Here is a 12,673-nt window from a genome sequence, read left to right as displayed (position 1 = left end):
GTGGGTGAAAGCGTGAACACGGCCGAAGGCGGCGCCGTCAAGCATTCAGAGCGGCTCTACGTCCCGTGGTGGGGCTGGCCGTTGCCGCTGCTGGGCGGCGGGCTGCTGGCGGCCGAGATCGACATGGGCTATCCCGGGCTGCGCGGATGGCTGCCGTACGTGGTGCTGATCCCCGCGGTGATCGCGCTGATGATCTCGCTCGGCCGGTCGAAGGTGAAGGTGACCGGCGGCGCCGAGCCGGAGCTGTGGCTGCGCGACGCGCACCTCCCGCTCAAGTTCGTCGGCGACGTCGACGTCATCGACAAGGAAGCGAAGCGCAAGGCCCTCGGCCGCGACGCCGATCCGGCGGCCTTCGTGCTGCACCGGGGCTGGGTCGGGCCGGTCGTGCGGGTCTGGCTCACCGACCCCGACGACCCGACGCCGTACTGGCTGTTCAGCACCCGGCATCCGGAGAAGGTGGCCGCGCTGCTGCGCCACCCCGCCTCGAAGCCCCAGGCATAGGAAAGGGGGCCGGCCACCCGGCCGACCCCCTTATTCCTGTTCAGTCCCCGAAACCCCTGTCGCGCCGTCCCCTGTGCCCGTAGGCTCAGGCGCAGTCGCGGCAGATGAGCCGTCCGCCACTCTCCTCGGCCAGCCTGCTGCGGTGGTGCACCAGGAAGCAGACGGAGCAGGTGAACTCGTCGGCCTGCTTGGGCACGACCTTGACGGTCAGGTCCTCACCGGAAAGTCCGGAGAGGTCCGCGCCCGGCAGCTCGAAGTTCTCGGCGGTCGCGTCCTCGTCGACGTCCACGACGCCGGACTGGTTTTCGTTACGCCGTGCCTTCAGCTCTTCCAACGAGTCTTCGGCCAGCTCGTCGGCTTCGCTGCGGCGCGGAGCGTCGTAGTCGGTCGCCATTAGTCCCTCACCCCTGCGATGCTTTCGATGTCAGATGGCCCGGACCCGCGAGCGCGCGGCTCGTGAGTCCTTCGTGCCGCTGGTTAACGTCCCAGCGCCCCTGTTTGTGCCCGGCTGGGCAGTGAGCGAGGTCTCTCTTTTGCGCCTCTTACTGCCGCCTGAGCCCGCGAAGGGTAGCTCACGCCGATACCGGCTCTGCAACGAGTCAGACATTGCCGCGATTACGTCACCCAACAGGGGGAACCCTGCTGTCAAGACGCCTGTCGTCCGAATGGGTTGCCCCCGCGTCGGGTACCTCACCCCTTGGGCCCGGCTGCTTGCCCGGAGTGGCCATCGCGTGGTGCTATCCGGAGGCCCGCGCCGATCATCCGCGCCGCAACGCATAGGCTGATCGGACACGATGGTGAGATGAAGCACCGTCCGGGGATCCGGGCTTTGGGGAAGGGACTGGCAGGTGGCGTCGGGGAACGGCATCGGGGACCGCGGGGCGAGGCCGTATCGCAAGCACAAGCCGCTGCCCGCGCTCATCGTCATCGGGGTGATGGCCCTCGGCGCGGTGATCGTCTGGGTGAACGTCGTCGCGAGCAAATCCGATATCGACGCCAGGGTCCGCTGCGATCCGCCGCCCGTCCCGCAGCAGGGCGTCACGTACACGCCGCTGGCGCACAACGGCCTCGACGACCGCGCGCCGGTCCCGCCGGACAAGGTGGCCGTCCAGGTGCTCAACGGCTCCCAGGTCCGCGGCCAGGGCGGCATCGTCACCAGCACGCTGCGGGAACTCGGTTTCTCCCAGATCGTCGAACCGGACGTCGACCCGGCCTACAAGAACGCCGAAGCCAAGTGCCGCGGCCAGATCCGCTTCGGCGAGAACGGCGCCGCGGCGGCCCGCACGCTGAGCCTGGTGGTCCCGTGCGCCGAACTGGTCAAGGACAACCGCAAGGACGCTTCGGTCACCCTCACCACCGGCACCCTGCTCGGCGACATCCGCCCGAAGGCGGAGGCGCGCCAGGTGCTCGACCAGCTCACGCAGTGGTCGAAGGCGCAGCAGGGCAGCGGCGGCGGTGAGCAGTCCGCGGGCGGCGGTGCCCCGGTGATCGACCAGGCACTGCTGAAGGCCGCCCGCGAAGCTCCCTGCTAAGGCTCAGATCGCGCCCACACCCGAGTCGAGCAGCGCCTCACGCAACGGCGCCGCGATCGACGGCGCCACCGCGAAGGTCGCGTCCGGCCCCAGCTCCGTGTCCTCCCCCGGCAACGACACCTCAGCGCCCGCCTCGGCGGCGATGAGCGCCCCGGCGGCCCAATCCCAGTGCCCGAGGCCGTGCTCGACGTAGGCGTCCAGCCAGCCCGCCGCGACGGCGCACAGGTCCAGCGACGCGGCCCCGTTGCGCCGGACGTCCCGCACCCGGGTCGCCAGTTCGGCGACGAACCTGGCCTGTTTCGTCCGCCGTTCGACCTTGTAGGCGAATCCGGTGCCGACGAGCGTCAGGTCGAGCCGGGAAGGCGCGTTGACCGACAGCGGCCGCCCGTCGAGGAACGCGCCCTGCCCCCGTGCGGCGGTCCAGCGGCGCCCGCTGACCGGTTCGACGACGGCCCCCGCCACCGACACCCCGCCGACCTGCGCGGCCACCGAGACGGCGAACCACGGCAGCCCGTAGAGGAAGTTCACCGTCCCGTCGATCGGGTCGACCACCCAGGTCACCCCGTCACCGGCGATCCCCCCGCCCTCCTCGCCGAGCACGGCGTCGTCCGGGCGCAACTCGGCCAGCCGGGCGCGCACCAGCCGTTCCGACTCGTGGTCCACCGCGGTCACCACGTCGGTGTCGGCGGATTTGGTGTCCACCCGCACCTCGCGGCCCACGTTCATCCCGGTCCAGGCCTCGTGGACCAGCTCGGCGGCCTCGCCCGCGACACGCTCGGCGACACCCTTCAGCAACGTCTCGTCAACTCCCACGTCCGCCATGTCACCACATCCGGTTAAAGTCTCCGAGGCAGGCTTCTGAATCGTGCGAGAAGGGACCACGTCCGTGGTGGAGGCGACCCGAGGTTTCGGTATCGACATCGGCGGCAGCGGGATCAAGGGCGCGCTGGTGGACTTGGCGCGGGGACAGCTGATCGGCGACCGGATCCGCATCGACACGCCGAAGCCGTCGACCCCGGAGGCGGTGGCGGACGTCGTCGCCGAGATCACCGGCCAGGCGGGCTGGGACGGCCCGGTGGGGGTCACGCTGCCCGCGGTGGTCAAGAAGGGGGTCGCGCACACCGCGGCCAACATCGACCGCAAGTGGATCGGCACCGACGCCGACGCCCTGTTCGCCAAGCGCCTCGGCCGCGGCGTGGACGACATCGCGATGCTCAACGACGCGGACGCCGCCGGCATGGCCGAGATCCGCTGGGGCGACCCCGTGGCGCGGCGCGGCGTGACGGCGCTGCTGACCTTCGGCACCGGTATCGGCAGCGCGGTCTTCCAGGACGGCAAGCTCGTGCCCAACACCGAGTTCGGCCACATCGAGGTCGACGGCTTCGACGCGGAGAAGAAGGCCGCCGCGTCGGTGAAGGACAACGAGGAGCTGTCGTATCCCGAATGGGCGGAACGGGTGAACAGGTATCTCTCCGTGCTGGAAAACCTGATCTGGCCGGATCTGTTCATCGTCGGCGGCGGGGTCAGCAAGAAGTCGCACAAGTGGGTCCCGCTGCTGGACATCCGCACGCCGGTCATCGTCGCGTCGTTGCAGAACAACGCGGGCATCGTCGGCGCGGCGGCCGCCGCGGCGGAGGGCATCGAGCACTGACCCGCCCACGCTGACATCCATGCCCCGGATGTCACTTCGGCGCGTCGCACGGCGTGTCGCGCCCGCCGGTCGGTGGTCCGCGCCGCGACGCTGTCACGTATCGTCGTTACAATGGAACACGGCCCCCGGCGGCGGCACTCACGAGAACGAGGGAAACCGCAGGCCGAGGGGTGTTCCCCGAAGTTTGAGGCAGCCGAGACCATCACGCCTCGGCTCGTCATGATCGACCGCTGCGAAAGGGCGTAAGTGGCAGCCGCAAGAACCGCAACCCGAAGCGGGACGAAGACAGCGACCGCAGCCGGCGAGCCGGCCGACGAGGCAGCCACCGACGCGGCGAAGCCCGCGGCGCGCAAGACCGCCGCCAAGGCGGCCGGCGCGAAGAAGGCCCCGGCGAAGAAGGCTCCGGCCAAGAAACCCAGCACCAAGAGTGCGAAGACCGAAGACGGCGACCCGGAAGACGGTCCCGGCGACCTCGACGAGGCCGACCTCGAGACCCCGGATCTGTCCGACCTCGAAGAGGTCGAGGTGGATGTCGTCGACGCGTCCGTCACCGAGGAGACGGACGAGGACGCGGAGTCCGAGGAGGACGTCGAAGAGACGCCCGCCCGCGGGCGCCGCACGTCGACCGACAAGAACGCCGGCAAGTCTTCCGACAACCCGGACTTCGTCTGGGACGAGGAAGAGTCCGAGGCGCTGCGCCAGGCCCGCAAGGACGCCGAGCTCACCGCTTCGGCCGACTCGGTCCGCGCGTACCTCAAGCAGATCGGCAAGGTCGCCCTGCTGAACGCCGAGGAGGAGGTGGAGCTCGCCAAGCGCATCGAGGCCGGGCTCTACGCCGCCGAGCGCGTCCGCAACGCCGAGGAGGAGGGCGAGAAGCTCGTCACCCAGATGCGGCGCGACCTCAAGTGGATCGTGCGCGACGGTGAGCGGGCGAAGAACCACCTCCTGGAGGCGAACCTCCGGCTCGTGGTCTCGCTGGCCAAGCGCTACACCGGCCGCGGCATGGCGTTCCTGGACCTGATCCAGGAGGGCAACCTCGGCCTGATCCGCGCGGTCGAGAAGTTCGACTACACCAAGGGCTACAAGTTCTCCACGTACGCCACCTGGTGGATCCGTCAGGCGATCACCCGAGCGATGGCCGACCAGGCCCGCACCATCCGTATCCCGGTGCACATGGTCGAGGTCATCAACAAGCTCGGCCGTATACAGCGTGAACTGCTGCAGGACCTCGGTCGCGAGCCCACCCCCGAAGAGCTCGCGAAGGAAATGGACATCTCCCCGGAGAAGGTCCTCGAGATCCAGCAGTACGCCCGCGAGCCGATCTCGCTCGACCAGACCATCGGCGACGAGGGCGACTCGCAGCTCGGTGACTTCATCGAGGACTCCGAGGCCGTCGTCGCGGTCGACGCGGTGTCGTTCACGCTGCTGCAGGACCAGCTCCAGTCGGTGCTGCAGACCCTGTCCGAACGTGAGGCGGGGGTGGTGCGGCTGCGGTTCGGCCTCACCGACGGCCAGCCGCGCACGCTCGACGAGATCGGCCAGGTGTACGGGGTGACCCGTGAGCGCATCCGGCAGATCGAGTCGAAGACGATGTCGAAGCTGCGTCACCCGTCGCGTTCGCAGGTGCTGCGCGACTACCTGGACTGAGCCCAGGATTCACGGAAGACCCCGTCACCGTTTCCGGTGGCGGGGTTTTTCGCGTCCGGTGTCGAATCGCGGCCCGCCCGTTCGACGCGTGGGTATGACGAAACCTCACGCCACCAAGAACCTCGACCGCTACGGCTCCGCGGAACTCCCCTGGAGCCGCGCGCGGGACGTCCTCGCCGAGGACACCCCGACCGCCGACCTGACCTTCTTCGTGACGACCGTCCGCCCCGACGGGCGCCCGCATTCGGCGGGTGTCGGGGCCGTCTGGGTGGACGACGCCCTGTACTTCAAAGGCGGGCCCGGCACCCGCCGGTCACGCAACCTGGCCGCGAACCCGGCGTGCACCGTTTCGGTGCGGCTGCGGGGAATCGACCTCACGATGGAGGGCGAAGCGCACCGGGTCACCGACCCGGCCACGCTGGAACAGGTGGCGGCGGTCTACCGGAGCGGCGGCTGGCCCGCGACGGTGGAGGGCGACGCGCTCACCGCTCCCTTCAGCGCGCCCAGCGCGGGCGCCCCGCCGTGGTATCTGTACCGCCTCACCCTGCGCCGGGCCATCGGTGTGGCGGGCGCCGAACCGCATGGCGCCACGCGCTGGGACTTCGCCCCCTGACCTCGTGAGTGGTAAGGACGGTTAGAACCGTCCTTACCACTCACGACCTCCCCGTCAAGGTGGTCCACGGGACGTGCACGGTCACCCGTTCCCGGAGCTGTTCGTTCATCAGCCACAGCTCCCCCGTCGCCGGCCAGTACGACAGGTTCTGCGAGTTCACCGGCGCCCGGCCGCTCAGCCGCGACGTCGAGGTGCCGCCGACCCCGCCGTGCAGGCACGACGGATGGTCGCCCGCCACGCCTGCGTACTCGGGGCACACGCCGGTCAGCACGAAATATCCGTTGCGCGACACCGCTCCCTGCATTCCCCACACCGGCGACACGAAGCCCTCCTTCGCGTGCACGGTCCCATCGGCGGACACCTTGGGCAGGCCGGTCGCGCGGTCGAACGGCCACCGCAGCACCCGGCCGCCCGCCGCGTTCGGGATGTGCTCCGCGGTCACGATCGAGCCGTCGCTGTGGTCGAACGACATCGTCGCGAGACACGGCCGCGTGCCGGGCGCGTTGGTGCAGGAACCGCCGCCGGGGTACCAGTACGCACCGATCTGCGGCATCGCGTAGTCGTAGAAAGCCGCGTGGTACTTGCCGTCCGGGCCCTTCCCGACGACACCGGAGCTGTCGTCGACCTTCCAGAAGTGCGTGGTGTCGAAAACCCGCACCACACCACCGGTGGTCGCGACGAACAGCCGGTTCCCGATCCAGGTCATCCCGTGCCCGTGTCCTTGCACGACGGCGAAGTTGTCGTTCGACGTCGGTTCGACGAGCAGCACATGCCGGTATCCCAGCCCTGTGGCGTCCACAAAGGACAGACGGACCATGGTGTCGCCGGGTGTGTGCCAGGACGTCGCCACCACCCGTTTGCCGCCGACCTTCCCGGTCGCCGCGTCGGCGTCGCCGGAACCGGTGAGTCCCTGCGGGATCCAGTCGTTCGTCTTGTCGTCGTTGGCGTCTTCCCAGCAGAATCCCGCCGGGTTCAGCGCCGCCGCGAGATACGTGGCGTGGCACAGCGGCCGCGCCTTCCGGTTCGCCGACGACAGGATCTCCGGCAGCCCGCGAGCCGGGAGGTGCTTCTCCAGTTCGGCGATCCGGGCGCCGTAGGTGCCGAAGCTCGAACCGGAGGTCCAGCGGAAACCGTCGACCGTGGCCGCGTCCATCCTCGGGAAGGCCGCCGCGGCGGAGGCGACGCCCGGGATGAGCGCGAACACCAGCAGGAGCGAAGCGAGAAGTCCCAGCCTCTTCATGCCCGCGAGCCTTCCGGTCGCGCGCATACTTTCGATACAAACCGCGTCAGGACACGGAAAGCCCGCGCTCGGCCAGGGATTCCTCGACGCGCAGCCGCTCGATCTCCCGGTCGAACCCCTCCGGCAGTTCGGCCAGCCGGTGCTCGACCTCGACCTCCCGGCAGGCCTGCACGAGCAGCGCGTCGTACGCCTGCCTGGTGCCGTACCGGCGGACGGCGGAGGCACCGGACGGAAGCTCCGCCAGCAGCCGGTGCACCCGGCGGAGATCGGCGGCGAGTTTCTCGATGGGCGGCCCGGCCGGGAGTTCCGGGGCGCGGCGGCGGCGCCATCGGCGCACCAGCGCGGGCACTTTCAGCGCGCACCAGAAAAGCACCGAAGGCGCCACGGCGACAACGGCGTACAGCGTGACAGGCCCGATGGCCATGACTCATGGTAATCCCGCGCGGAGCACCGGAGAACCCGCGAATCCGGGCTATATTCGCGACTGTGCTGACCGAGGGCTACCGCTACCCGGACACCGGCGATCACGTCACCGGTGTGTTCATCCGACGGCACGAACCCTACGACGGGTACTGGACGGCCAGCGAGGACCGCGCGCTCGGGAAGGCCGCCGGACGGCTCGCCGCGATCCTCGGCCCGCGCGACAAGGTCAAGGCACTCGACGCCGGCTGCGGGGAAGGCCGCCTTCTCCCCTGGCTGGCCCGGTTCTCCGCCGACGTCACCGCCGCGGATCCCGACCCGGACAGGCTGGCCAAGGCCCGCGAGACCGTCGTCGAGGACACCGAGTTCTCCTTCGCCGTCTCACCGATCACCGGTTTGGACGGCGGCCCGTACGACCTCGTGGTGTGCAGTCACGTCATCCAGCACGTGCCGACCCCGGACGTCGGCCCGATCCTGCGGCGGCTGGCCGGGCTCACCGCGCCCGGCGGCGTGCTGGTGCTCGCCTACAGCCGGTCACCGATCGGGCAGGGCGCGTTCAGTCTCGACAGCGTCGAAGCGGGCGACGAAGTCCGCTCACGCCGGGTGTCGCGCGAAGAGTTCGACAAGGCGCTGCACGACGGCGGCCCGGCGCTCCCGGTGCGCTATCTGGACCCGGCGGAGATCGCCGCCGACGCGGCCGAAGCGGGCTGGCGCACCGAGTGGGAGTGGACGTACCACGTCCTCGACGATCTCGGCCCGGCCGACGAGCACATCGACCGCGACGAACTGGTCAACGCCTCCGGCCCGCTGCGGCGCCACCTCGGCCGCGACCTGATCACGCTGCTGCGCCGCGCATGACCGCGGTGCTCCTCACCTTCGCGTGGGCCGTCCCGCTGTCCGAGCGGGAGGCCGGGAAGGTGCTGGACGGCGGGCGGGACCGCGGGCTGCTGGCCCACCTCGACGGGAAGCTCGGCGACGAGTGGACGGCGGCGGAGAACTTCCTGGCCAGCTACACGACACCGCCGCGAAGACGGGTGCTGCGCAAACGCGAGCTGGCGATCCGCCTCGGCGAGGCAGGCCTGCCGTGCGAACTCGTCGTCACCTGGCATCCCGCCTATCACGCGATGACGCTGGTCCTCGCCACCAGGATCGCCGGCGCGGCGGCGGACGGTCCCGCCGCCGAGTTCGACCTCGCCATCGCGATCCTGCAAAGCCTTCAGGGCCGGGAGACGTCGAGCGGGGAACAGGGGCTGCACGGCGTCTACGGCGAGAAGACGTTCCCTTCGCTCCTCAAGGCCGTCACCCATGTCTTCGAGGACCTGACCAAGGGCTGCGACCTGACCGAAGGACTCGGCCGCAAGGGCTGGTGCGTCGAACTGCGCTCCCACGACGGGCATCCGCCCGCCCAGCGGGTCGCCGCCGATCCCCGACCGTTCTACGGGATGGCGACCAGCGACGAGGGCTGGCGGTTCGTGCCCCGCGAGGTCGCCAGGGACGCGCTCGGCCCGTCGTGGGGCACGCGGTCCTTCGTCGCCGCGTACACGATGGCGGGCGGGATCGTCTGCCTCAACAGCAAGGATTCCGAGTACGTCGAGCACCAGGCCGAGCTGATGCGCGGCCCGTTCGGCGACGCCGAACCGTATTTCGGCATCGACAGCGAGATCGGCGGGCTCGACCACGGGATGCTCTTCATCCTCGAACGGGTCCTGATCCGGATGGCGCTGGCCGACCAGTGGCTGGCGTCGATGAAGGCCGCCGGGAGCCGCACCAGGCTGTTGCGGGGCTCGCTCGACGACATCCTCGAAATGCTGCATTCGGTGCTCCCGCCCGAGATCGACTCGCTGGAGCGCCGCCTGGTCACCAGCATGGGCGTGGAGCGGATCATCGCCCAGCTCGACCGCCAGGCCGAGGCGATGGACGAGGAGACCAGATACGCCTACGAGAACACGGTGAGCGCGCGGGTCACGCGGCTCACCGTGGTGACCGTCGTGCTGACGGTCGTCACCATCGTCCTCGGGGTGCTGCAGGTGCTCGTCTCAGTCTGACCGGCGGCGCTGCTTGCGGGCGCGTTCGGCGAACAGCACCCCCACGCCCGCGGCCACCATCAGCGCGCTCGCCACCACGTGCATCCCCGGCGGGAGCAGATGGAGCTGGACGAACCAGCTCGGGTTCGTGCTCCCCAGCAACCGGTTGATCAGCCCGCCCCCGCCCTGTACCAGCAGGAGGATCCCCAGCAGTTCGATCATCGTCGTACCCCTTCCTCGACCCTGTCCCTGGGGGAAAGCTCCTGCCACAGCGGCCCGGTGGCGAACCAGATGGCGGTCACGACCCCCAGCCGTGGCAGCCAGCCCCACAACGGGTCGACCTGCGCGCCGCCGCCCGCGATGACGATCAGCAGGAGCAGCACCCCGGCGGCCAGCCCGCAGGCCAGCACGCATTTGAACCAGTCACGCCATTCGGCGCGCAGCTTCTCCCGGCCCCTCGGCTTGGGCGGCGGTGGCGGCCCGCCCGCGAACCGGTGCGCGAACCGCACGTCGGCCCACTTGATCATCGAATGCCCGAACACCACGCTGAAACCCAGGTACACCGCGGCGAGGCCGTGCACGAAGTTCGCCGTGGCGCCGTTGCGCAGATCGACGACCGTCGCGACCAGCACGACGACGTCGATCACCGGGGTCAGGAGCAGCAGCGCGACGCCGGTGCGCTTCAGTTTGAGCGGATAGCGGGCCACGAGGCCGGCGAGGATGGCGACCCAGAAACCGATCTCCCCGCCGGCGATCACGGCCGCCATCGGGTTTTCCGCGATGAAGTCCCAGATCTTGTTCACGAACCGAGTCTGGCTCGCGGGCCGCCGAGGCCGCGTCGGCGTACGGCACGAGATCGTCGTCATCAGTTCGTAGGACCCCGTGGCGGGGGCCGGTGTGCTGGGATGGAACGGTGCCCACGTTCGTCCCGCGCCTGAACCACCTCGCCGAATGGAAACAGGACCTCGTCATCGCCTTCGGCACCTGGGTCCTCGGTGTGCTGGTCTACCTCAGCGGGATGCACGTGCTGCTCGGCGGCAAGGACGACACACCGCTGTGGATCCGGCTGGCCGAACTGACCGTGTTGTGCCTCCTTCAGTTGCTGCGCCGCAAAGTCCCTTGGGGACTGATGTGCGGGCTCGTCGTCCTCGGCGTGGACGTCGCGTTCGGGCCCTCGCTGCCGATCTTCGTCATCTTCACCGACTTCCTCTACGCGACGACGCTGTACGGCTCACGGCGCGTCAGCAGGGTGATGATCGGCGTCGCCGCGATCGGGACGCTCGCCGCGGTCTGCCTCGCGCTCCTCTTGTCCGCGCAGTGGCGGACGGCGATCCTCATCGCGTTCGCCTTCCTGCCGTTCCTGGTCACCCCGGTGTGGTGGGCCGCCAACGTCCGTCAGCAACGGGACATCGCCGACAACGAACGGGCGAACGCGGTCCAGCTGGCCACGATCGGCGAACTGGACCGGAAGGCCGCCGTGGCGGGGGAACGATCGAAGATGGCACGGGATCTGCACGACGTCATCGCCGGGCATCTCTCGGCGATCGCGATCCAGTCCGAAGCCGCGCTGTCGATGGCCACCGCCGACCCGAAGTTGTCCAGGAAGGTCCTGGAATCGGTGCGGGAGAACAGTGTCAGCGCGCTGGAGGAGATGCGCGCGATGATCGGGCTGCTGCGCGCGGACACCGAGATCGAGCCGACCGCGCCCGCCCGGCTGGCCGAACTGTCCAAACTGGTCGAATCGGCGCGGGCGAGCGGGCTGGCGGTCGAGCTCGGTTCCGTACCGGATCCGGCGTCCCCGCTGCCCGCCGCGGTCGACCTGACCGCGTACCGGATCGCGCAGGAGGCGCTGACCAACGCGATGAAACACGCTCCCGGCGGGCGGGCCGTCCTCGACATCCGGTCGAGCGGCGGCATACTCACCGTCGAGGTGCGCAACGATCTTCAGCCGGGCCGCCCCGGCGACGGCGGGTCCGGCCTCGGCCTGCTGAACATGCGGGAACGCGCCGCCGCGGTGGGCGGCACCTTCACCGCCGGGCCGTCCGGCGGTCGCTGGCTGGTCCGCGCCGAACTGCCTCTGGAGGGGTCTTGAGCGACGGGAACATCAGGGTGCTGGTCGCCGACGACCACGGCGCGATCCGTGCCGGGCTGATGATGATCCTCGGCAACGCCGAAGGGATCGAGGTGGTCGGCGAGGCCGCGGACGGCGCCATCGCCGTCCGCCAGGCGAAGGCGCTGAAGCCGGACGTCGTGCTGATGGACGTGCGGATGCCCGGGGTCGACGGCATCGCGGCCACGCGGGAACTGACCGCGGAGGGGCTGTGCGAAGTCCTCGTGCTCACCACCTTCGATCTCGACGAGTACGTCCACGCCGCGCTGCGGGCGGGCGCGGCCGGGTTCCTGCTGAAGTCGGTGGAGGCGTCGCGGCTGATCGAGGCGGTGAAGCTGGTCGCGGCGGGCGAAGGTGTGCTCGCGCCACAGGTCACGCGGAAACTGATCGCCGCCTTCGCCGCCGGGACCCGGGAACCTTCCGTCGTCCCCGCCGGACTCGCGGACCTGACCGAACGCGAGCGCGAAGTGCTGGCGTGCCTGGGCGGCGGCCTGTCCAACGCGCAGATCGGGACGCGGCTGCACATCGGCGAGACCACGGTGAAGACGCATGTCTCCCGGGTGCTGACGAAACTGGAGCTGCGGTCACGGGTGCAGGCGGCGATCCTGGCGCAGGAGAACGGCGTCGTGCTGGAGGGGTGAACTCCCATCGCATGGTTCACCGCTGTCGTGCGTGGGCTGAAGGCTCCCTTCACCGCGTTTGATGTGGCGTGTGGCATGCCGAGGGCCCATCTGGGGAATCTGACGCGACCATAACCATCCACAAAGGACACCACTCCCACCATTATGTCCGATTTGAGCGTTTTGCACAGGGGGTCGTGAGTGGCAATGGTCGTTCTAACCCTCTTTATCACTCACGACCCACGTGAGAATCCGACATCAGGGCATAGATCGGGCGCACAATCGGCGCGAGCCGTCCCTTGTGGACACTTCGCA

General features: G+C 69.7%; 15 protein-coding genes. 9 read left to right on the top strand and 6 right to left on the bottom strand.

The features are described from left to right. Nucleotides 1-501 (top strand): DUF3093 domain-containing protein, encoded by a 501-nt coding sequence (locus ACFWIW_RS12380; RefSeq protein ID WP_378368503.1) that lies wholly within the window; start codon nt 1-3, stop codon nt 499-501. An 85-nt stretch (nt 502-586) separates the two neighbouring features. Here the strand turns inward: ACFWIW_RS12380 and ACFWIW_RS12375 are convergent, their stop codons facing one another. Next, nucleotides 587-895, bottom strand: a complete 309-nt coding sequence (locus ACFWIW_RS12375) for a DUF4193 domain-containing protein (protein ID WP_005164528.1) — start codon at nt 893-895, stop codon at nt 587-589. Between the two features lie 454 nt (nt 896-1,349). On the opposite strand from ACFWIW_RS12375, the gene cei reads away from it, so the two are divergent. Further along, entirely contained in the window at nt 1,350-2,033 is a 684-nt protein-coding gene (gene cei, locus ACFWIW_RS12370; RefSeq protein WP_240597711.1) for an envelope integrity protein Cei, read from the top strand. 3 nt (nt 2,034-2,036) lie between these two features. On the opposite strand, the gene ACFWIW_RS12365 is transcribed toward cei, so the two are convergent. After that, complete coding sequence (locus tag ACFWIW_RS12365) at nt 2,037-2,855, bottom strand: inositol monophosphatase family protein (RefSeq protein WP_378368502.1); 819 nt, start codon at nt 2,853-2,855, stop codon at nt 2,037-2,039. Nucleotides 2,856-2,922: 67 nt separating this feature from the next. On the opposite strand from ACFWIW_RS12365, the gene ppgK reads away from it, so the two are divergent. From ppgK to ACFWIW_RS12350, 3 genes are all read left to right on the top strand, one after another. Continuing rightward, complete coding sequence (ppgK, locus tag ACFWIW_RS12360; RefSeq protein WP_378368549.1) at nt 2,923-3,684, top strand: polyphosphate--glucose phosphotransferase; 762 nt, start codon at nt 2,923-2,925, stop codon at nt 3,682-3,684. A 246-nt stretch (nt 3,685-3,930) separates the two neighbouring features. Further along, entirely contained in the window at nt 3,931-5,331 is a 1,401-nt protein-coding gene (locus ACFWIW_RS12355) for an RNA polymerase sigma factor (RefSeq protein ID WP_016332951.1), read from the top strand. A 94-nt stretch (nt 5,332-5,425) separates the two neighbouring features. Continuing rightward, nucleotides 5,426-5,944 carry a pyridoxamine 5'-phosphate oxidase family protein gene (locus ACFWIW_RS12350; protein ID WP_378368501.1) on the top strand — a complete coding sequence of 173 codons (519 nt, stop codon included), beginning with the start codon at nt 5,426-5,428 and terminating at the stop codon, nt 5,942-5,944. A gap of 40 nt (nt 5,945-5,984) precedes the next feature. On the opposite strand, the gene ACFWIW_RS12345 is transcribed toward ACFWIW_RS12350, so the two are convergent. Together ACFWIW_RS12345 and ACFWIW_RS12340 are read right to left on the bottom strand one after the other, a co-directional pair. Continuing rightward, on the bottom strand, nt 5,985-7,184 hold the full coding sequence (locus ACFWIW_RS12345) for a hypothetical protein (protein ID WP_378368500.1): 1,200 nt from the start codon (nt 7,182-7,184) through the stop codon (nt 5,985-5,987). A 46-nt stretch (nt 7,185-7,230) separates the two neighbouring features. After that, entirely contained in the window at nt 7,231-7,608 is a 378-nt protein-coding gene (locus ACFWIW_RS12340; protein WP_378368499.1) for a hypothetical protein, read from the bottom strand. 62 nt (nt 7,609-7,670) lie between these two features. On the opposite strand from ACFWIW_RS12340, the gene ACFWIW_RS12335 reads away from it, so the two are divergent. Both ACFWIW_RS12335 and ACFWIW_RS12330 read left to right on the top strand, forming a co-directional pair. Beyond that, nucleotides 7,671-8,462 (top strand): class I SAM-dependent methyltransferase, encoded by a 792-nt coding sequence (locus ACFWIW_RS12335; RefSeq protein WP_378368498.1) that lies wholly within the window; start codon nt 7,671-7,673, stop codon nt 8,460-8,462. Further along, nucleotides 8,459-9,649, top strand: a complete 1,191-nt coding sequence (locus ACFWIW_RS12330; protein ID WP_378368497.1) for a hypothetical protein — start codon at nt 8,459-8,461, stop codon at nt 9,647-9,649. The genes ACFWIW_RS12335 and ACFWIW_RS12330 overlap by 4 nt, the downstream gene beginning before the upstream one ends. Here the strand turns inward: ACFWIW_RS12330 and ACFWIW_RS12325 are convergent. Both ACFWIW_RS12325 and ACFWIW_RS12320 read right to left on the bottom strand, forming a co-directional pair. Beyond that, complete coding sequence (locus ACFWIW_RS12325; RefSeq protein WP_378368496.1) at nt 9,641-9,850, bottom strand: hypothetical protein; 210 nt, start codon at nt 9,848-9,850, stop codon at nt 9,641-9,643. The genes ACFWIW_RS12330 and ACFWIW_RS12325 overlap by 9 nt on opposite strands. Further along, nucleotides 9,847-10,431, bottom strand: coding sequence for a hypothetical protein (locus tag ACFWIW_RS12320; RefSeq protein ID WP_378368495.1), 585 nt, complete (start codon nt 10,429-10,431; stop codon nt 9,847-9,849). Before ACFWIW_RS12320 ends, ACFWIW_RS12325 begins: the two co-directional genes overlap by 4 nt. A gap of 110 nt (nt 10,432-10,541) precedes the next feature. On the opposite strand from ACFWIW_RS12320, the gene ACFWIW_RS12315 reads away from it, so the two are divergent. Together ACFWIW_RS12315 and ACFWIW_RS12310 are read left to right on the top strand one after the other, a co-directional pair. Next, the gene (locus ACFWIW_RS12315; RefSeq protein WP_378368494.1) at nt 10,542-11,720 is read left to right on the top strand and encodes a sensor histidine kinase; all 1,179 of its coding nucleotides are present in this window, start codon (nt 10,542-10,544) and stop codon (nt 11,718-11,720) included. Then, entirely contained in the window at nt 11,717-12,379 is a 663-nt protein-coding gene (locus ACFWIW_RS12310; RefSeq protein ID WP_378368493.1) for a response regulator, read from the top strand. Before ACFWIW_RS12315 ends, ACFWIW_RS12310 begins: the two co-directional genes overlap by 4 nt. Nucleotides 12,380-12,673 lie beyond the last annotated feature (294 nt).

The sequence above is a fragment of the Amycolatopsis sp. NPDC058340 genome (assembly GCF_042723975.1).
Lineage (GTDB): Bacteria > Actinomycetota > Actinomycetes > Mycobacteriales > Pseudonocardiaceae > Amycolatopsis.
Note: the sequence above shows the minus strand (reverse complement) of the source record. Positions and strands in the feature narration are given on the sequence as shown.